The sequence below is a fragment of the Paeniglutamicibacter psychrophenolicus genome, assembly GCF_030812255.1.
Lineage (GTDB): Bacteria > Actinomycetota > Actinomycetes > Actinomycetales > Micrococcaceae > Paeniglutamicibacter > Paeniglutamicibacter psychrophenolicus_A.
Genome location: NZ_JAUSSH010000015.1, coordinates 1 through 19462, shown reverse-complemented (window position 1 = coordinate 19462; position 19462 = coordinate 1). Strand labels below are relative to the sequence as shown.

The following is a 19462-nucleotide window of genomic DNA, read 5'->3' as shown; positions in this document are numbered from 1 at the left end:
GTGAACGCTTACTCGGAACAGATCGCCTTGCTGGGCCACGGGCCAACTCCCCAGGCGCTGCTCCATTCCCGGATCATCGAGGCCAGGGACGCACTGCCCGGCCCCTGGCCCGACTGGGTGCACCCCGAAGTGCGAGCCGCCTTCGAACGCACGGGCGTGACCTCCCCGTGGCTGCACCAGGTGCAGGCCGCCAACCTCGCCCACGAGGGCAGCAACACCATCGTGGCCACCGGCACCGCTTCGGGCAAGTCGCTGGCCTACCAGCTTCCGGCCCTGAACGCGATCCACACCTCGGCCCTGCAGAACCAGGCCAGCCTGGTTCCCAACGACGCCACGGTGCTCTACCTGGCACCCACCAAGGCGCTGGCCGCCGACCAGCTCAAGGCGATCGAGGGCTACCGGCTGCCCACCGTGCGGGCTGCCGGCTACGACGGGGACACCGAAGTCTCGGCCCGGCGCTGGATCCGCGACCACTCGAACTTCATCCTTTCCAACCCCGACATGCTGCACTTCGGGATCCTGCCCAACCACACCTGGTGGGCGCGGGTGCTGCGCCGGCTGAAATTTGTGGTCATCGACGAAGCCCACTCCTACCGCGGGGTCTTCGGCTCCAACATCGCCAACCTGTTGCGGCGCCTGCGCCGGATCTGCGCGCACTACGGGGCCAACCCGGTGTTCATCGGGGCCTCGGCCACCAGCGCCGACCCGGCAGCCTCCTTCTCCAGGCTCATCGGCGCCCCGGCCACGCAGGTCACCAACGACTTCTCCCCCAAGGGCTCGGTGACCGTTGCGCTGTGGGAGCCGCCGCTGACCGAGCTGCACGGGGAGAACGGCGCACCGACCCGGCGCACCGTGATCGCCGAGACCTCGAACCTGCTGGCCAATCTGGTCTGCTCCCACGTGCGGACCCTGGCGTTCATCAAGTCTCGGCGCGGGGCCGAAACCATCGCCACGATCACCCGCTCGATGGTCGACCAGGTCCATCCCTCGCTGCCCGATCGGGTGGCCGCCTACCGCTCCGGTTACCTTCCCGCCGAGCGCCGGGAGCTGGAGAATGCGTTGCGCGACGGAACCCTGCTGGGTGTCGCATCCACCTCGGCGCTGGAACTGGGCATCGACGTGGCCGGGCTCGACGCGGTGCTGGTCGCCGGCTGGCCCGGGACCCGGGCCTCGTTCTTCCAGCAGATCGGGCGGGCCGGGCGCGCCGGGCAGGATTCGCTGGCGGTGCTGGTTGCCAGCGACGACCCGCTGGACACCTACCTGGTCAACCACCCCGAGGCGATCTTCGACGCCGGGGTCGAAGCCACCGTCTTCGACCCGGAAAACCCCTATGTGCTCTCCGGGCACCTCTGCGCCGCAGCCGAGGAACTCCCGCTGCGCACCGAGGACTTGGCGGCCTTTGGGCCCAGCGCCCAGGGGTTGCTGGACTCGCTGGTGGAGCGCGGGTTCCTGCGCCGTCGCCCGGCCGGCTGGTTCTGGACGCACCCCGAGCACGCAGCCTCCATGGTGAAGCTGCGCGGCGACGGCGGCGGGCCGGTGAGCATCATCGAATCCGACACCGGCGCGCTGCTGGGCACCATGGACTCCCCGCAAACGCACTACCAGGCGCACGACGGGGCCATCTACGTGCACCAGGGCGCCACCTATGTGGTCGACGAGCTGAACGAAACCGACCACTGCGTCATGGTCACCCGCGCCAACCCGGACTTCTACACCCAGGCCCGGGACATCACCACGGTCGAGGTCGTCACCAACGACCGCGCGGTGGCGTGGGGGCCGATCACCGCGAACTTCGGCGACGTGGTGGTGACCACCCAGGTGGTGTCCTTCCAGCGCAAGTCGGTGATGAGCAACGAGATCCTCTCCGAGGAGCCGCTGGCGCTCGAAGCCCGGGACCTGCACACCAAGTCCGTGTGGTTCACCATCCCCGAGACCCGGCTGCTGGCCGCCGGGATCACCCCGGAGGAATTCCCCGGGGCGCTGCATGCGGCCGAACACGCGGCCATCGGGCTGCTGCCGCTGGTGGCCTCCAGCGACAGGTGGGACATCGGCGGGGTGTCCACGGCGCTGCACATGGACACCGGGATGCCGACGATTTTCGTGTACGACGGACACCCGGGCGGTGCCGGTTTCGCCGAGCGCGGCTTCGAGGCGGCGCGCACCTGGCTGGGTGCCACCCGGGACGCGATTGCCGCCTGCGAATGCGCCAGCGGTTGTCCCTCCTGCGTGCAGTCCCCCAAGTGCGGGAACAAGAACAACCCGCTGGACAAGTCCGGGGCCGTGCGCCTGCTTTCCGCGATCCTGGCCGAAGCCCAACGGGCGGCCGGGCCGCTCCCGCTGGAATAGCCGGCCCGGCCGCCCGAGGCCCCCGCAGCGCCGGTCAATCGCCGCGCCAGGGTTGCGGCGGTGGCCCGGCCCGGGCCACCGACTGCGCCCGGGTCAGCGGTGGCAGCCAGCCGACCGGCGACACCGGGACCTGGACCCGCACCGTCACGACCTGGCCGCCCGGGCCCTGGCGCGTGCAGCCTGCCAATGTTGCATCGTTCGCGGTGGCGGTTGCGGCGGCGACGGCGCACGGGTCCCCGGGCAGCAGCCGGCGGGCGGCGTCCGCGGCGGCCAGTGCCGCCAGGTCCGCCGCCGTGCCCGCCTTGGCCCCGGCGTTGGAGACTGCGGTGAACATCAGCACCACCACCAGCCCCAGCGCGGCCACGCACACCACCGCGAGCATCAGCACGGTGCCGCTGCCGCGTTGGAGCCGCTCCGGGGACTGGCCCGGGGACGTGGCCCGGTGCATGTCAATCGCCGGTTCCGTGGCCGGGCGCGTCTGGGCGCCGGGGGGCGGGCTCATGGCTGCCGCTCCGTGCGTGCGTTGGCTTCGGCCCGCAATTCGATGTCCCCGAGCAGCGGCAGCTCCACCGCGGCCCGAATGACCACGTGCCCGTAACCGCCGGATTCACCGGTGCTCACGCTGATCCGTTCCCCGGCAATGCGGTGGGCGGTGCCGACGGCCTCGGACGCCGAGGTCCCGCGGGCCAGTTCCCGGGCCGCGGCACTTGCCGCCTGCTGGATGCGGACCTGCTGGCCGCCCACGGCACCGGCCCCGGCGACCACGGCCAGCAAGATGGCCACCGCGGGCAGCAGCACCGCCACCTCGGCGGTGGCGGAACCTGCTTGCGAATGCCTGGCCATGGCGCGCCTGCCTCCGGCTAGAAGGACAGGGCCTGGCGGATCAGGCCCATCAGCAATCCGCGCACGTCCCCGCTGGAGAGGATGCTCACCAGCAGCCCGGCGAAGGCCACCGCGGCCAGGGTGACGATGGCGAATTCGGCGGTGGTGCTGCCTTCCTCGTCGGCCAGTGCCTGCGGGGTCGGCTCGGTGCCCCGATGCAGGTCGATGTGTCCGGGTGCGGCTTCGGTCAGGTGGTTGTCCATGGTGTTGTCCTTTGTTCGGTCGTGGTGTGGTTGCTCCTGGAACGGCGGGTATCTCCGCGTGCCGCCACGAAGGCGTGGCGTGCGGCTCCCTACTTCGAGTGTGGGCGCCTGCCCCCTGGCCCTTGGCCGGGGCGGGTGCGGGCTGGGGATAACCGGCGGCGGGTGGCGTGGGTGGCAGGTGCGCTGTCCGCCGGCCGGCGCCGGAAGGTGCGGGGAAGCTAGAAGCGCGGGAGCAGGGAGATCACCACGGGCACCACGCCGAGGCAGATGAAGGCCGGAAGCGCGCAGAGCCCCAGCGGGATCACCAGCTTGATGCCGAACTCGGCGCCGCGGGCCTCGGCCTCCCGGACCCCGCGCTTGCGGGCGGAGGCCGCGGCCGAACGCAGCAGGGCAGCGGCCGGGGCGCCGGAGAGCCGGGTCAGGCGCAGCGCCTGTTCCAGCTCGCGCGCCGGCCCGGCACCCTGGCCCCAGGCCCGCTCCCAACCGACATTCAGGTCCAGGGCGCGGGAGACCAACAGCAGCGAGGCGTAGCCCGGGACGTTGGTGCCGATGATTCGCAGCACCGAGCGGATCGGCAGCCCGGATTCGAGCAGCGTGGCGCACATCTCCAGCACCAGCGGCAGTGGTTCCGCGGGGCCTCCGACACCGGGACCGGCATCGGGAACTGCATGGGGACCGGCAGCGGCACGGGCCGAGGCCGGCATGCCGTTGCGCCGCAGGAAAGCGAACGGTGACCGGACACGGGACGGGCCCTGCGGCAGGGACCCGGTGCCGGTGAAGATCCACACTGCGGCACCTGCCAGGAGCACCGCGAGAAGTGCGGGAATCACGAGGGCACCTTGTTGGCGATGGCCCGCAGCATCCTGCCGCACCACAAGCGGTTGCCCAGCCACAGGCAGGCACCTGCCACCAGCGCGATGCGGCCGGCGGGATGCGTGGTGAGGACCGCCAGCGGGTTGATGCCCAGCAGCTGGCCCAGGCCCAGCCCGATGCCGGGCAGGAAGGTCAGCAGCCTGCCGGTGGCACGCGGTCCGGCGAGCGCGGAATCCAGGGCCCGGTGCATGTCGGCGGCGGTTTCCGCGTCCTCGGCCAGGGTGTCGAGCAGCTCGGCCAGGGCCGCGCCGGATTCCTCGCAGATCGCCAGGCACCAGGCCAACCGCGTCCACAGCCGCCGGTTGCCCGGGTGGGTGGCGGCGTGGGCCGCCAGGCCCTGCTGCAGCGTTCCGCCGGTGTGCACCTGGGCCAGGGCGCGGCTTGCCCCGGAGCACAGGTCGATGGCGGTGCGGGTGGACCCCTGGGCCCAGAGCTCGGCCAGCAGCCCGAAGGCGGCGGCCGGGCCGGTGCCGGCACGCAGCAGCGCGGCGAGCTGGCGCAGGAACTTCGCGTATTCCTCGGTGTCGGCCGCGTGGTTGGTGCGTTCGCTGCGGATGCGCAGGGTGCGGCGCGATGGCCGGAGGGCGGAGGCATCGTGTGGCCGGCTCCCCGGGTGGCCGGGCGGCATCGGGAGCCGGCGGCCCCCGGCGTTCCCGCCGCCGGGCCACAGCCAGGCGGCGGCGCCCGCCAGCAACACGGCCAGGGCGGCGAGGGCCGCGCTCACCACGGGCTCGTTTCCCCGGCGGCCCCAAGACGGGCGCGGAACCACGCCAGGGCCCCGGGGTCGCGGGAGTCGGTGCCGCGTTCGTGGACCAGGCGCACCGCCAGCGTCCCGGCCGCGGTGAGGACCGGCCGGCCGAGCTGGACCGGCCCCCTGGCCCCGGTGGCCGGGTCGCGCCGCACATGGATGAGCACATCCAGTGCGCTGGCCGCCTGCAGCGCGGTGGCCGCGGAGTCCATGGATGCCAGTGCGCCCATCGCCGCGAGCCGTGCGGGAACCGCGGCCACGGAGTTGGCGTGCAGCGTCCCGGCGGCCCCCTCGTGCCCGGTGTTCATGGCAGCGAGGAACTCGCGCACCTCCGCTCCCCGGCATTCCCCGACCACCAGCCGGTCCGGGCGCATGCGCAGTGCCTGGCGCACCAGGGCCTGCAACCCGATCTCCCCGGCGCCCTCGACGTTGCCGCCGCGTGCCTGCAGACCGATCAGGTGTGGGTGCGAGGGGGCGAGCTCCGCGGAGTCCTCCACCACGATGATCCGCTGGTTTCCGGGCACCCGGGCCAGCATCGCGGCCAGCAGGGTGGTCTTGCCGGCCCCGGTGCCGCCGGAGACCAGGAAGTTCAGCTTCGCCGCGACAACGGCCTCCAGGGCGGCCAGCCAGTCCGGGTCGCCGACCAGGGTGTCCAGCGTCTGGTTGCCCTTGGACTTGATGCGGATGGACAGCAGCGGGCCGCCGGTGGAAATCGGGGGCAGCACCGCGTGGATGCGGTAGTTGCCCAGTGAGACGTCGACGAAGGGCGCGGCGTCGTCCAGCCGCCGTCCCCCGGCCGCGGCCAGGCGCACCGCCAGCGCGCGGATCGCCGCCGGATCGGTGAACGCCAGCTCGGTGGCGTGCAGCCCGGCGCTGCCGTCGACCCACACCCGGCCGGTCGCGTCGATGAGGATGTCGGTGGTGCCCGGGACCTGGGCGAGTCGTTCGAGGACCCCGAGCCCGTGGATGTCGTCGCTGAGGCTGCGCAGCATCTCGGTGCTGGAGGCGGCCCCCATCACGCTGCCCGAGGTGCGCACCGCGGAGGCCAGGTCGACCTCGGTGAGGCCGCCGGCCGTGTCCATGGCGCGGCGGCGGATCTCCTCGAGCACCCTCGGGTCGGCGGCAGGGGCCCGCTCGGGTGCGCCGGCCGCCCAGCGCCGCCGGCCACGGCCTGCCGTTCCCGCCGGCGTGCCGCCGGGTGCCGGGCCTCCGGACGGTTCCACGGTGCTCATGCCGCCAGCCCCGGTGCCGGATCGGGGTGGTCCCCGAGCCGGGCGACGGTGCGGCGCAGCGGGCGGTGCGCCAGCGCGTTCATCAGCGCCCCGTCCGCGGCACAGCGTTCGATGCGGCGGGACGGGGCGAAGTACCCGCCCAGCTCCACTCCGGTCCTCCGGGCCAGGGCGCGGGTGTCCGTGCCGGGGGCCAGCTTCCCGGTGAGGACCAGCCTCCAGTTATCCGCCTGCTCCCCCAGCCGCGCCGAGGTTCCCGCCGCACCGTTCCCGGGGCGTGCGGATAGCAGCAGCAGCCGGGTGTTGGCCAGCGCGGCCACGGACGCGGGAACCCCGGTGACGTGTCCGGCGTCGACCACGATCCGTTCGTAGATGCGCCGGGAGGCGGCCAGCACCTCGGTGAGCAGGGCCTCGGAGGGCGCAAAGCAGCCCGGGTTCCGCACCCAGGAGAGCACCGCTGTGCCCGCGGACAGCGGGAGGATCTCGGCGAGCTGGCCCGGTGAGAGCTGGCCGCGGGCATGCTGCAGGTCCTCCCAGCCCAGGCCGTCCGGTTCCCTGGCCCGCAGCACCGGCCAGAGCCCGGCCGAGTGCGGGTCGGCATCCAGCAGCAGCGTCCGGTGCCCGTCCAGCGTGGCCGTCGCGGCCAGCAGGGCGGCGAAGGTCGAGGTGCCGGCCCCGCCGCCGGCCCCGGCAACGATGGTGGTGTGGGCGCGCCCCGCGTGCAGGCCCAGCTCGCCGAGGTATTCGCCCAGCCATGCGGCGGCCTGCGGCAGCACCGCCACCCGGGCCCCGGGACAGGTGGCGGCCGCACGCCACAGCACGCCCTGGTGTTCCTCCCCGCCGGTGAACACCAGCGTGGAGGCGGCGAGGCGGGCATCGATGTCCGCGACGCAGTCCTGTCCCACCAGGATCACCTCGTCGCGGTGTTCGGCCACCTGGGCGGCGTCCCGGCACGGCAGCAGCTGCACCCCGGCACCCACGGCGACGGTGGCCAGCACCTGGGCCAGCTCCACGTCGCGGCTGAACAGGATGCAGCGGGCCAGTTCCGCCGGCTGGCTTCCGGCCGGGTCCGGGGGCCTTGCCGGGCTCATCGGCACGGTGGAATCGGCGGGCATGGCTGCGGGCGCGACGGCGGGCGCCCGGACAAAACCCGGCTCCGGGGGCCGTGCCTGCGCCCGGGCCGCCCGCAGTGCCGGAAGCTGCAGGCTTCGCGGTTCTGGCCCGGGCAGCCGGGCCACAAATCGTCTCTGTTCATTCATGCCCTCCAGCGTGGTCGCACGGCACCGCCGCGGTGAAGCCCCCGGCGGCCGGGGAACGGACAACTCCCCTCGGGCACCGGCCGGCGGTGTGCGGGAAAGCGGGAAGGCGCGACGGCGGAGGGGCGGACCGGAAGGGCACGCAGGGAACTGCGAGAATGAAGCGTGCAGCAATTTGCGGTAGTGGCCACCCACTCCATTTCCCAGCCCGAACCCGAAGCCGGTTCCGCCACCGCCGTGGTCCAATTGGTCGACGCGGGCGGCACCGCGCTCGTCCCGACCGTGCAGGTCTACGGCAACCAGCTTCCCGCGGTGGTCGCGGAGCTGGAGGCCACGCGCAGGCCGCGCTGGGTCTTCGACTCGGTGCATGCCTGGTACCCGGGGCTGCTGGCCGCGGGCGTGCGCATCGAACGCGCCCACGACGTGGGACTGGTCCGCGCCATCCTGCGCAACGCGCCCTACGCGGTGCCCGGCGAATACCTCTCGGCCCTCGGCCGGGAGCCGGATCCGGCCAACGCCGCCCCGGCGCACCTCTTGCCGCCGGCACGGGTGCCGGAGAACCAGGGCGAGCTGTTCTCCGAGCCCAAGGACCAGTCCGGCGCGCTGGAAAACGTGCTCGCCGAGTTCCTGGCGCAGCGCGCCGCGGTGCCGGACACCGAGCGCGGGGCGAAGCTGGGCCTGCTGCTGGCCGCCGAGTCCGCCGGGGCGCTGATCGCCGCGGAAATGACCCACGCCGGGGTGCCCTGGAACGTGGATGAACACCACCGGCTGCTGCACCAGGCCCTGGGTGGGCGCGTTCCGGCCGGGGTGCGGCCCCCGCGCATGGAGGAACTGGCGGCACAACTGCGCACCCTGCTCGATGCCCCGGGACTGAACCCCGATTCCCCGGCCGAGCTGCTCAAGGCCATGAACCGGGCCGGCATCGCGGTGTCCAACACCCGCGCCTGGGAGCTGACGGAAATCAAGCACCCGGTGATCGAGCCGCTGCTGGCGTACAAGAAAATCGCCAGGCTGGCCACTGCCAACGGCTACGCCTGGGTGGACCGCTGGGTGCATGACGGGCGCTTCCGCCCCGAATACATCGTCGGCGGGGTGGTCACCGGCCGCTGGGCGTCCCACGGCGGCGGGGCCCTGCAGATCCCGCACCAGGTCCGCTCGGCCGTGCGCGCGGATCCCGGCAAGGTGCTGGTGGTCGCCGATGCCGCGCAGCTGGAACCGCGCATCCTGGCCGCACTCTCGCGCGACACCGCGCTCGCGGCGGCGGCAACGGCCCGGGACCTGTACCAGGGGATTGCCGATGCCGGGTTCGGCGGGGACCGGGCGCATGCCAAGGTCGCGATGCTCGGGGCGATGTACGGGGCCACCAGCGGCGAATCCGGCCGGCTGATGCCCCAGCTCAAGGCCACCTACCCCCAGGCGGTGGGCCTGGTCGAATGGGCCGCGGCGCAGGGCGAGGCCGGGGCGGGCGTGGCGACTTTCCTGGGCCGCGGAACCCCCCAGGCGCCCGAGGGGTGGCTGAGGTCCAGGTCGCGCGCCTCCACGGAGGCCGAGCAGCGCGCGGTGGAGGCCGAGGGAAGATCCCGCGGCCGGTTCACCCGCAACTTCATCGTCCAGGGCACGGCCGCGGAGTGGGCGCTGTGCTGGATGGGCGAGCTGCGCCGCCGGATGAACGCGGGCCGGGCGGCCGGGGTGGACACCGGCGAACTGGTGTTTTTCCTGCACGACGAAATCATGTTGCACGTCCCGGCGGCGCAGGCCCAGACCGTGGTGGACCTGGTGCACGAGTCGGCCAGGTCGGCCTCCGAGCTGCTCTTCGGGAAGATCCCGGTGGACTTCCCCCTCACCGCGGTCGTCGTCGATTCCTACGACCAGGCCAAGTAGCCGCCGGGCCGGGCGGTGTCAGCTCGAGCGCCGGTCGCCGACGTGGATCGGCACCTCGCGGCCCTCGTCCCAGGGCACGGTCCAGCCCAGGTCGTTGAAGATCCGGTCCAGCAGGATCCCGGTGAAGCCCCAGATGAAGCCGCCGTCCACGTCGAAGGCAGGTGCGGAAAAGCGCTGCCCGTCGCGCTCCACGACCGAGGAGACCCGGTTGGCCGGGTCCAGCAGGTCGGCCACCGGCGCGCGGAAGACCGTGGAGGACTCGGCGGTGTCAACCACAAACACCTCCGAGGGTGCGTGCCACCAACCGATGACCGGGGTGACGATGAAGTTGGTGATGGGCAGCTCCGCGTCGGGCAGCACGCCCAGGATCTCCACGCCGTCCGGGTCCAGCCCGGTCTCCTCGCGGGCCTCGCGCAGCGCCGCGGCGATCGCGTCGGCGTCCTCGTCATCGACCTTGCCGCCGGGGAAGGCCACCTGCCCGGCGTGCTTGCGCAGCGTGTCAGCCCGGGTCACGAAGAGCACGTCCAGGTCCTCGTGCACCGACTTGACCTCGCTGGCGGCCGGCACGTCGTCGAGCCGCCCGAAGAGGATCAGCACCGCCGCATGCCTGGCCGTCTCGGGGTCCAGCGGGTTGAACACCCAGGTCTCTGGCATCTTCGTCGCGTCCTGGATTCCGTTGCCCACCAGGTGCGACTTGGCCGCGATCATCTCCAGCAGTTCCGAGCGCACGCTCATGCTTCCAGCCCGTACCCTTGCGCGCGCAGCTCCCGGCGGGTCGCCCCGGCGCGCATCTTTTCCAGCAGGTCCCCGCGCCCCGGTGCCAGCTCGTACTTGAGCAGCTTGGCGGCCTTGGCCTCGTCGGTCTCGCCCTCCCCGTAGGCGGGGCAGAGCGTGGTCAGCGGGCAGGCGCCGCAGGCGGGCTTGCGGGCCAGGCAGATGCGCCGGCCGTGGAACACCACCCGGTGGCTGAGCATCGTCCAGTCCTTGGGCTCGAACAGCTCCCCCACGGCGTGCTCGATCTTCACCGGGTCCGTTTCCGTGGTCCAGCCAAAGCGCCGCGCAAGGCGGATGAAGTGGGTGTCCACGGTGATCCCCGGGACCCCGAACGCGTTGCCGAGCACCACATTGGCGGTCTTGCGCCCCACCCCGGCCAGCGTGATGAGGTCCTCGAGCCGCCCGGGGACCACACCGTCGTATTCGTCGACGATCCGGGTGGACAGCGCCAGCAGCGAGGTCGCCTTCGCGCGGAAGAACCCGGTGGGACGGATCAGCTCCTGCAGCGCATCCGGCTCGGCCTGGCTCATGGCCAGCGGATCGGGGTAGGCGGCAAAGAGCGCGGGAGTGATCGCGTTGACCCGCACATCGGTGGTCTGGGCCGAGAGCACCGTGGCCACCAGCAGCTCGAAGGCGTTGGTGAAGTCCAGTTCCGCGACCGCATACGGGTAGGTCTCGGCCAGGATCCGGTTGATCTTCCGCGCCCGGCGCTTGCGCCCCAGCGCCGTCTCTTGCACTGCCATGCCTACTGGTCCGGGAATTGCAGGTCGTCGAGGTCGCGCAGCACCGCGGGGCGGCCCTCGGCGAGGTTGATCAGGTACTCGGTGCCGCGGTCCTCCAGGCACAGGATCCATTTGCCGGGGTTCAGCGTCGCGAGCATGGTGCCGTTGACCGGGTGGAAGACCGGGCGTGAGTGGTTCAGCGCGAACCAGAAGCTGGCGGGCTCCGGATCGGTGGCGGCAACCTCGGCCCGGGCCCCGAAGGACGACTCGGATTCGGCCTTGGCGCGCTCGGCGGCGGCACGGTGCGCGTCGATCTCGGTGCGCGAGATCGCGGCCGTGGCCTTGATGTCGCCGGCCCGCGGGACGGCCATGGTGGCCGGGTTCGGGTTCCCGGTCGCCGGGACGGCCGATTCCCGGGCGGCGGGCTTTTGGGCGGCAGGCTCCGCGGCAACGGGGGCGGAGTCGTTGGCGGGCTTTGCCTCGGCTGCGGCTTCGTTTGCCGTCTCCGGGTGGCCTGCTGGGTCCGCGCCCGCGGCCTCCGCGAGGCCCCGGCCGGGTTCGCAGACGTCCTGGCCGCCGGCATTCGGGCCCGGGGCGGCCGGTTCCGACTTCCGGGTCGATGCCGGTTCGGCAGTGTCGGTGCCCGGCTTGGCTGTGCCGGCCCCGGGCTTCGGGTCTTTCGCCTCGGCGGCCTTGCCGTCAGCCGTGCCGGGAGCCGCCTGGGCATCCGGGTCCTCGTTGCTGCCGGTCGATGGCTTGGAATCGGTTTCCGTGGCCTGTGCGGCATCGGCAGCCTCGCCCGCTTCCGCGGACTTGGCGGTGCCCGGTTCCGGTTCGCTGGCCGAGGCCCCGGCCCGGGAGCCCTCGAGGATGGAGGCTTCCGTGGCGGATGCCGAAGGTGTGTCCTGGCCCGGGGCCGGTGCGTCGGTGTCGGACGCGTTGGATCCGGAGGCCGGTACCCGGCCGGCATCCTTCGTGAACGGCGCGTGGTCGGACTTGTTCGCTGCGTCATCGGTTGCGCCGGCCATTGCTCCGCTGGCCGATGCCGAAGCCGGGGCGGATGCTTCGGACGAGTCGGCTGCACTCGAGGCAGCAGCACCGGCTGCGGACGCGCCGGCATCCTGTGCCGGAACCGCGGCGGGTGCGGCCCCGCGGCGCGCCTCGTCCTTGCCCGTCACAGGCATGCCCGGGCGGTTCGCGGCATGGGCCATCGAGGCGGCCGGGGTGGCCGGGGCGCCTGCGCTGCTGGCGCCGAAGCCTTCCGGCTCGGTCGACGCGGCGGCAGCGGAAGGTTTCGCTGCCGGAGGGGCCGGAGCCAAGACGTCGGAACCCAGCACGGAATCGCCGCCGGAAACGAAGTCGCGGCGGAAGGCCCCGAGGTAGCTGGCCAGTGTCGTGCCGGCGATCATGGCCAGCGCCCCGACGAGCCCGATCAGGTAGGCCGGGGACATGGAGGCCACATAGGAGTTGAAGAAGTAGGCGGCGGCAAACAGCGACACGACCGACCCGGCCTGGTCAAGGCTCAGCGACCCGATGCGCACCCGGGTGCGCCCGGTGAGCCGTCGCCAGGTGAACCCGGCGGCGACCAGCAGCGGCAGCAACAGCGAGACCAGCAGGTGGAAGGGCAGGCCCGGGAAGATCCACATGTTCACCGAGACGGTCTTGGTCCACGGGATGGGGACCAGCGAACCCACCAGCACCAGCAGCCCGCCGAGGACGACGAACCCGTCGCGCTTCGTCAGCGGCCCCAGAACAGCCTTGGGCGTGCGCCCTGGCGTCGAACCCTCTGCCTTGGTATGCACCTTGTCCATGTGAAGACCCCGCTTCTTGTTCGTGTTTCTTCCTTGGCCCTGCATCGGCGCCCGGTCGGTGCGTACCCCTTGGGCGTGCGCTTCGACCGGTTGCGCCTTGTGGCCAAGGCTAGCTACAACCTTATCCGTGCCGCCGTCCAACGGACGCGATTCGGCGCACCGCGAATACCGGCCGTGTTACGCCATCCTCCGCCAAGCCCCCTCCGGGTTCGGCCCAACGCCCCGGCGGCGCCGTTCCCGGGGAGGATTCCGGGGTCCGAAGGCCCGGTCCCCGGCAACCATTGATCGTGAATATTTGCCGCTCAACGCACAATCACCACCCCTCCACTGTCATACTTGTGACGGGTCACACTCCATGAAGGCCTTCGGCTGTAACCTGAATCACCAGACCCCACTTTAGTTGTTGGAAGGACCAAAACCGTGTCGGACACCCACACTCCCACGCTGGACAACCTCTCGCATGAGACACGCGCCTTTGCCCCGAGCATCGAGTTCGTGGCCAACGCCATCGGCAATCCGGAGCAGTACGAGGCGGCCAACGCCGACCGCCTGGGCTACTGGGCCGACCAGGCCCGCAAGGTCTTGACCTGGGACACCGACTTCACGCAGGTCCTGGACTGGTCCGAGGCGCCGGTGGCCAAGTGGTTTGCCGACGGCAAGGTCAACGCCGCCTACAACGCGCTGGACCGCCACGTCGAAAACGGGCTGGGCGACCGCGTGGCCATCCACTTCGAGGGCGAGCCGGGCGACACCCGCAGCTACACCTACGCGCAGCTCACCACCGCCGTGAAGCAGGCCGCCAACGCCTTCGAGTCCCTCGGCGTGGCCAAGGGCGACCGCGTGGCCGTCTACCTGCCGATGATCCCCGAGGCCGTGATCACCATGCTGGCCTGCGCCCGCATCGGCGCGATCCACTCGGTGGTCTTCGGCGGCTTCTCCGCCGATGCGCTGCGCTCCCGCGTCGACGACGCCGAGGCCAAGCTCGTGGTCACCGCCGACGGCACCTGGCGCCGCGGCAAGCCCTCGGCCCTGAAGCCGGCCGTGGACGAGGCCCTCGCGGCCCCCGGCCACACCGTGCAGAACGTGCTGGTGGTCAAGCGCAACGGGCAGGACGTCGCCTGGAACGATGCGCTGGACAAGTGGTGGTCCGATGTCGTGGACACCGCGTCAACCGAGCACACCGCCGTGGGACATGAAGCCGAGCACCCGCTCTTCGTGCTCTACACCTCCGGGACCACCGGCAAGCCCAAGGGCATCATCCACACCACCGGCGGCTACCTGGTCCAGGCCGCGGCCACGCACCGCGACACCTTCGACCTGCATCCCGAGTCGGACGTGTTCTGGTGCACCGCCGACATCGGCTGGGTCACCGGCCACACCTACGTCACCTACGCCCCGCTCATCAACGGCGCCACCCAGGTCATGTACGAGGGCACCCCGGATTCCCCGCACCAGGGCCGCTGGTGGGAAATCGTGCAGAAGTACGGGGTGACCATCCTGTACACCGCACCGACCGCCATCCGCACCTTCATGAAGTGGGGCCGGCAGATCCCGGATTCCTACGACCTGTCCTCGCTGCGCCTGCTCGGCTCGGTGGGCGAACCCATCAACCCCGAGGCCTGGATGTGGTACCGCGAGGTCATCGGGTCCAACAACGGCGCCAACGGGGAAAAGAAGGAGTACCCGACCCCGATCGTGGACACCTGGTGGCAGACCGAGACCGGTGCGCACATGATCGCCCCGCTGCCCGGCGTCACCGCCACCAAGCCCGGCTCAGCGCAGACCCCGGTCCCGGGCATCACCGTGGACGTGGTCGACGAGGCAGGCGTTTCGGTGGGCAACGGCGAGGGCGGCTTCCTGGTCATCCGGGACCCGTGGCCGGGCATGCTGCGCGGCATCTGGGGCGACATGGACCGCTACAAGGAGACCTACTGGTCCCGCTTCGAGGGCATGTACTTCGCCGGGGACGGTGCCAAGAAGGACGAGGACGGGGACATCTGGCTGCTGGGCCGCGTGGATGACGTCATGAATGTCTCCGGGCACCGCCTGTCCACCACCGAGATCGAATCCTCCCTGGTCGCCCACCCGTACGTGGCCGAAGCCGCGGTGGTCGGGGCCAAGGACGAGACCACCGGCGAGGCCGTGGTCGCATTCGTGATCCTGCAGATCGAACCGGCCGAGGGAGAGGACGTCGTGGCCACGCTGCGGGCCCACGTCGGCAAGGACATCGGCCCGATCGCCAAGCCGCGGCACATCCTGGTGGTCCCGGAGCTGCCCAAGACGCGTTCGGGCAAGATCATGCGCCGGCTGCTCAAGGACGTCGCCGAGGGCCGCGAGGTCGGGGATTCCACCACGCTGGCGGACAGCACCGTGATGACGCAGATCGCCGACTCGATGCGCAAGTAACCGCGCCGGCCGCCGGCGGGCGGGGGAAGGCCCACGGGCCGCCCCCGCCCGCCGCGTCATTTAACGCAAAACCGGCTTGCCGCCGCGGCCCGCCCCGCCCCGGGTGCCTAAGCTGGGTGGATGAGTGAAAACACCCCCGCGCGCATCCTGGTCCTCAACGGCCCGAACCTGAACCTCCTGGGCACCCGGGAACCGGAGATCTACGGGCACGAGACCCTGAAGGACGTCGAGGAGCTGTGCCGGGCCGCCGCCGCGCAGGCCGGCTACGAGATCGAGTTCCTGCAGTCGAACCACGAGGGCGTGCTGATCGACGCGATCCACGCCGCCCGCGGGCAGGTCGCCGGCATCGTGGTCAACCCCGGTGCCTTCACCCACACCTCCATTGCCCTGGCCGACGCCATTTCCGGCGTCCAGCTGCCGGTGATCGAGGTGCACATCTCCAACGTGCACCGCCGCGAGGCGTTCCGCCACCATTCCTACATTTCCCCGGTGGCCGCCTCCATCATCGTGGGCGCGGGCGTCAACGGGTATGTCCTGGGCGTGCAACAACTGATCCACCTCGCCTCCCGGTAGCAGGGTCCCCCGGCCCCTGTTCGAGGTGCCGCCCGGCTGGGTAGTGTGTGGAGATGAGCACCGAAGACGACGTCCGCCGGCTGTGCCTGGCCCTTCCCGGCGTCACCGAAAGGATGAGCTGGCAGCGGCCGGCCTGGTTCGCCGCAACGCTGATGGCCCGCATCTGGGAGGACGGCGTGCTCACCGTGAAGACCACCGAACGCGAGGCGCTCGCGGCCATGGATCCCGCCACCTACTTCTGGACGCCGCACCATGAACGCTCGCCGTTGCTGGTGCTGCTGCGGCTCGAACGCGTCGACCCGGTGGAACTTGCCGAGCTGCTTCTCGAGTCGCACCGGCTGGCCGGCGGCACCCGCCGCTGAGACCCCGGTGGAGGGCCGGCACGCTCCAGGACCCCGCCCGGCATCCGTCGTTGGAAAACATCCCCTTGTGCCACGGGGCTGTTCCGGGCGAAGCTGGAGACGAACGCAGCATCGCAGGCACCCGTTGGATCGGCGACGTGAGGCAGGAACGTGAGCACCCAGGAAACGGAAAGCACAGCTTCCCTCTACCGTGACTACGCGCGCCGCTGGTTCCCCGGCCACAGCGAGCTCTACGTCCAGTGGGCCATGGGCCTGGCCACCAGCCCGGAGCTGCTGGCCCTGGTTTCCGCGCTGCCAGAACACAAGCGCCAGCCGAACCTGGTCTTTGCCGCTGCCCGCTTCCACGGATGCCCCGACGAATCCTTCCGGGTCCTGGAAGCCTACCTCGCCGCGCACTGGGCCGGGATCCGCACGATCGTCATGACCCATGCGACCCAGACCAACGAGGCCGCCCGATGCGCCACGCTGCTTCCGGCCCTGGGATTGGTCGCCGCCCAGGAGCAGCGTCCTCTGGCGCTGATCGAGGTCGGCCCCTCCGCCGGATTGTGCCTGCTGCCGGACCTGTACTCGTATTCCTACGACGGGGCCGCGCCGCTCGGGGACGGGTCCCCGCTGCTGCGCTGCGCGACCACCGGCAATCCCCCGCTGCCGCATCACTTGCCGGAAATCGCCTGGCTGGCCGGGGTGGACCTGAACCCGCTCGACGGGACCGATCCGGACACCGTGGCGTGGCTGCGGGCCCTGGTCTGGCCGGGGCAGGAAGATCGCCTGGAACGGCTGGATGCGGCACTGGGCACGTTGGCCGCATTGAAGTCCGGTGCGCTGCAGGCCTCCGCCGGCGCCCCGCTGCTGCTGACCGGGGACCTGAACGAACGCATCGCCGACCTGGTGGATGCCGCGCCCAAGCACGCGGTGCCGGTGGTCATGCACTCGGCCGTGCTGGCATACCTCGACGAGGCCCAACGCGCCCGCTTTGCCGACACCGTCGCAGCGCTGGGCTGCCGTTGGATCTCCAATGAGGCGTTCTTCATGGACGCGGCAAACCACGCGCAGGAGGGCCCGGACGCCAACTACTTCACCCTCGCCCTGGACCGGGTTCCGCTGGCCCGCACCGGGCCGCACGGGGCCGAGCTCCACTGGCTCTGAGTCCCGGGTGCTTCCAGGATCCGCACCCGCGGGGCATGGTCCTAGTGCGGGGAGCAGGCCCCGGTGGGCACCGGCTCGCGGGAGGAAGCGGACTTGTCCAGTGCCGCGTTGATCTCGTCAAGCGCCAACGCGTAACCGACCTCGGCACCGCCCTTGGCCTTGGCGAAGACCATGCCCACGACCCTGCCGGAGGAATCGAGCAGCGGCCCGCCGGAGTTGCCCTGCTCGACATCCCCGGCCAGCTGGTAGATGCGCAGCGGAGCGGGTTCGGCCCCGTAGATGTTCTGGATCGAAATGGTGCTCAGGGATTCGACGACCGCGCCCATGGCGCGGAAGGAACCGCCACCGGGGAACCCTAGGAATGCCGCGGTGTCACCGCGCCCCAGGTCCTTGCCGAACTCCAGCGATTCCAGCCCAAGCCCAGGCACCGCAAGCACGGCGATGTCGGCCACGGAGTCGAAGTACACGACATTGCCCGAGAGCACCCGCCCGTCTTGCGTGGTCACCGACGGTTCGCTGATTCCGGCCACCACGTGCGCGTTGGTCAGCACGCGGTCCGAAGCGAACACGAAGCCGGATCCGGATTGGTTCACGCCGCAGGCGTAGGCGGTGCCAATGATCTTGACCACCGACCCGGCGGCCGCGTCGACACCGGCACCCAGCGATTCGGCCTCGGGCACCTCGATGGGCACCTTCGGGGCGAAGGGCTCGAGGAGCTCGGGGATGGTCTGGCCCATGACCTGCGCGCGGGCCTGGGTGACGAAGTTGGTGATCGGCTTCGGGGTCCAGGTCTGGATCGCGGTCAACACCCGCGAATCGGCGACCTGCTGGGACACCCACGGCACGCCCATGGTGGCGGCCGAAAGGGCGATGGCGGAGATGACCAAGGCGGCCATCACGGTGTTGGCCAGGCCGCCAAGGAGCCGGTCAAAGGACTTCAGGACCGGGAAGTTCAGCCATAAGCGGATTCTTGCCCCGATGGCCATGCCGATTCCCTGGCCGATCAGGATGAAGATCAGTCCGGAGGCGACAATCCAGAAGATTCGCCATCCGGGGTTGGCCACCCAGGTGGAAACCAGCGGGATTCCGTAGAACGCCGCGATGCCGCCGGCAAGGAAACCAATGATCGCGCCGAGCGTGACAAAGAAGCCTTTACGCAGGCCAGAGGCCAAAAAGCTGATCAAGGAAACGATGAGCAACAGGTCCAACCATGTCAATCCCAACATTCAGTTTGGACTCCCACTCTTCATACCGTGCTGCACGGCCCAAACCAAGGCCCCAAAACACTATCTGCTGCTCCGAGTCTAGTCCGGGGCGGCCTCCGTTCCCCGCGATTCTAACCACATTTGGCCCCATTTGGCGTGTGGAAGCTGTCACATGGGCCAACCGTACGGCACAATTAGGTGAGCGCTAACGACAGTTGACAGGAGATTTTATGGACATCGAGGTACTGCGCCGAGCACCACTCTTCGCTTCATTGGGCGACGAGGTGTTCTCTGCATTGACTGAAGAACTAACTGAAGTGGATCTGTCCCGTGGTGCTTCGGTATTCCGCGAGGGTGACCAGGGCGACCAGCTCTACTTCATTGTTTCGGGCAAGATCAAGCTGGGCCGCACCTCTTCCGATGGACGTGAAAACCTCATTGCGGTCCTCGGCCCGGGCGAGTTGTTCGGCGAGATGGCACTGTTCGATCCGAGCCCGCGCAACGCCACGGCAACGGCAGTCTCTGAGACTCGTCTTGCCGGCCTGCGTCACGAAAACCTGCGCAAGGTCATCCTGACCAGCCCTGAGGTTTCGGTCCAGTTGCTGCAGGCTCTGGCTTCGCGCCTGCGCCGCACCAACGAGTCGCTGGCCGATCTGGTCTTCTCCGATGTTCCGGGACGTGTCGCCAAGGCGCTCCTGGATCTGGCGGACCGCTTCGGCCGTCCGGCAACGGATGGCATCCTGGTCGCCCACGAACTGACGCAGGAAGAACTGGCCCAGCTGGTGGGCGCCTCGCGCGAAACCGTGAACAAGGCCCTGGCCGAGTTCGTGCAGCGTGGTTGGTTGCGTCTTGAGGCACGCGCCGTCGTGATCCTGGACATCCAGCGTTTGCGCCAGCGTTCACGCTAGATACGCAACAGTGCATCAACGGGTGTGGCGGGGGGGGGGCGGGGAGGGGGGGCCCCCCCCCCCCCCCAAAAAACCCCCCCCCCCCCCCCGATGAGAGGGGGGGGGGGGGGGGGCCCCGGGGGGGGGCGCCGCCCGCC

General features: G+C 70.9%; 18 protein-coding genes. 7 read left to right on the top strand and 11 right to left on the bottom strand.

What is annotated here, in order from left to right; genetic code table 11:
• Complete coding sequence (locus tag J2T21_RS16815; protein WP_307582918.1) at window positions 1–2346, top strand: DEAD/DEAH box helicase; 2346 nt, start codon at window positions 1–3, stop codon at window positions 2344–2346.
• Window positions 2347–2380: 34 nt separating this feature from the next.
• Here J2T21_RS16815 and J2T21_RS16810 read toward each other — a convergent pair whose 3' ends face one another.
• The 7 genes from J2T21_RS16810 to J2T21_RS16780 all read right to left on the bottom strand — a co-directional run bounded on the left by J2T21_RS16810 (window position 2381) and on the right by J2T21_RS16780 (window position 7540).
• Window positions 2381–2848 (bottom strand): Rv3654c family TadE-like protein, encoded by a 468-nt coding sequence (locus J2T21_RS16810; RefSeq protein ID WP_307582916.1) that lies wholly within the window; start codon window positions 2846–2848, stop codon window positions 2381–2383.
• The gene (locus J2T21_RS16805) at window positions 2845–3189 is read right to left on the bottom strand and encodes a TadE family type IV pilus minor pilin (protein WP_307582914.1); all 345 of its coding nucleotides are present in this window, start codon (window positions 3187–3189) and stop codon (window positions 2845–2847) included. The genes J2T21_RS16810 and J2T21_RS16805 overlap by 4 nt, the downstream gene beginning before the upstream one ends.
• Window positions 3190–3206: 17 nt before the next feature.
• Window positions 3207–3431 carry a DUF4244 domain-containing protein gene (locus tag J2T21_RS16800; protein ID WP_307582912.1) on the bottom strand — a complete coding sequence of 75 codons (225 nt, stop codon included), beginning with the start codon at window positions 3429–3431 and terminating at the stop codon, window positions 3207–3209.
• A 218-nt stretch (window positions 3432–3649) separates the two neighbouring features.
• Entirely contained in the window at window positions 3650–4261 is a 612-nt protein-coding gene (locus tag J2T21_RS16795; RefSeq protein ID WP_307582910.1) for a type II secretion system F family protein, read from the bottom strand.
• Window positions 4258–5028 carry a type II secretion system F family protein gene (locus J2T21_RS16790; RefSeq protein ID WP_307582908.1) on the bottom strand — a complete coding sequence of 257 codons (771 nt, stop codon included), beginning with the start codon at window positions 5026–5028 and terminating at the stop codon, window positions 4258–4260. Before J2T21_RS16790 ends, J2T21_RS16795 begins: the two co-directional genes overlap by 4 nt.
• Entirely contained in the window at window positions 5025–6284 is a 1260-nt protein-coding gene (locus J2T21_RS16785; protein WP_307582905.1) for a TadA family conjugal transfer-associated ATPase, read from the bottom strand. The genes J2T21_RS16790 and J2T21_RS16785 overlap by 4 nt, the downstream gene beginning before the upstream one ends.
• On the bottom strand, window positions 6281–7540 hold the full coding sequence (locus J2T21_RS16780) for a hypothetical protein (RefSeq protein WP_307582904.1): 1260 nt from the start codon (window positions 7538–7540) through the stop codon (window positions 6281–6283). The genes J2T21_RS16785 and J2T21_RS16780 overlap by 4 nt, the downstream gene beginning before the upstream one ends.
• Before the next feature lie 180 nt (window positions 7541–7720).
• Between J2T21_RS16780 and J2T21_RS16775 the strand changes: the two genes are divergently transcribed.
• Window positions 7721–9418, top strand: a complete 1698-nt coding sequence (locus J2T21_RS16775; RefSeq protein ID WP_307582902.1) for a bifunctional 3'-5' exonuclease/DNA polymerase — start codon at window positions 7721–7723, stop codon at window positions 9416–9418.
• An 18-nt stretch (window positions 9419–9436) separates the two neighbouring features.
• Here J2T21_RS16775 and J2T21_RS16770 read toward each other — a convergent pair whose 3' ends face one another.
• Genes J2T21_RS16770 through J2T21_RS16760 form a run of 3 tightly spaced genes read right to left on the bottom strand, consistent with a single transcriptional unit; the run spans window position 9437 to window position 12725 of the window.
• On the bottom strand, window positions 9437–10153 hold the full coding sequence (locus J2T21_RS16770) for an NUDIX hydrolase (protein ID WP_307582900.1): 717 nt from the start codon (window positions 10151–10153) through the stop codon (window positions 9437–9439).
• Window positions 10150–10935 carry an endonuclease III gene (gene nth, locus J2T21_RS16765; RefSeq protein WP_307582898.1) on the bottom strand — a complete coding sequence of 262 codons (786 nt, stop codon included), beginning with the start codon at window positions 10933–10935 and terminating at the stop codon, window positions 10150–10152. Before nth ends, J2T21_RS16770 begins: the two co-directional genes overlap by 4 nt.
• Before the next feature lie 2 nt (window positions 10936–10937).
• Complete coding sequence (locus J2T21_RS16760; protein WP_307582896.1) at window positions 10938–12725, bottom strand: hypothetical protein; 1788 nt, start codon at window positions 12723–12725, stop codon at window positions 10938–10940.
• Between the two features lie 420 nt (window positions 12726–13145).
• On the opposite strand from J2T21_RS16760, the gene acs reads away from it, so the two are divergent.
• The 4 genes from acs to J2T21_RS16740 all read left to right on the top strand — a co-directional run bounded on the left by acs (window position 13146) and on the right by J2T21_RS16740 (window position 17212).
• The gene (gene acs / locus J2T21_RS16755) at window positions 13146–15131 is read left to right on the top strand and encodes an acetate--CoA ligase (protein WP_307582894.1); all 1986 of its coding nucleotides are present in this window, start codon (window positions 13146–13148) and stop codon (window positions 15129–15131) included.
• Between the two features lie 120 nt (window positions 15132–15251).
• Entirely contained in the window at window positions 15252–15704 is a 453-nt protein-coding gene (gene aroQ, locus J2T21_RS16750) for a type II 3-dehydroquinate dehydratase (protein ID WP_307582892.1), read from the top strand.
• 53 nt (window positions 15705–15757) lie between these two features.
• Window positions 15758–16066, top strand: coding sequence for an MmcQ/YjbR family DNA-binding protein (locus J2T21_RS16745; protein ID WP_307582891.1), 309 nt, complete (start codon window positions 15758–15760; stop codon window positions 16064–16066).
• Between the two features lie 150 nt (window positions 16067–16216).
• Window positions 16217–17212 carry a DUF2332 domain-containing protein gene (locus J2T21_RS16740; protein WP_307582889.1) on the top strand — a complete coding sequence of 332 codons (996 nt, stop codon included), beginning with the start codon at window positions 16217–16219 and terminating at the stop codon, window positions 17210–17212.
• 41 nt (window positions 17213–17253) lie between these two features.
• On the opposite strand, the gene J2T21_RS16735 is transcribed toward J2T21_RS16740, so the two are convergent.
• Complete coding sequence (locus J2T21_RS16735; protein ID WP_307582887.1) at window positions 17254–18438, bottom strand: MarP family serine protease; 1185 nt, start codon at window positions 18436–18438, stop codon at window positions 17254–17256.
• Window positions 18439–18647: 209 nt separating this feature from the next.
• On the opposite strand from J2T21_RS16735, the gene J2T21_RS16730 reads away from it, so the two are divergent.
• Window positions 18648–19325, top strand: a complete 678-nt coding sequence (locus J2T21_RS16730; protein WP_113761716.1) for a Crp/Fnr family transcriptional regulator — start codon at window positions 18648–18650, stop codon at window positions 19323–19325.
• Window positions 19326–19462 lie beyond the last annotated feature (137 nt).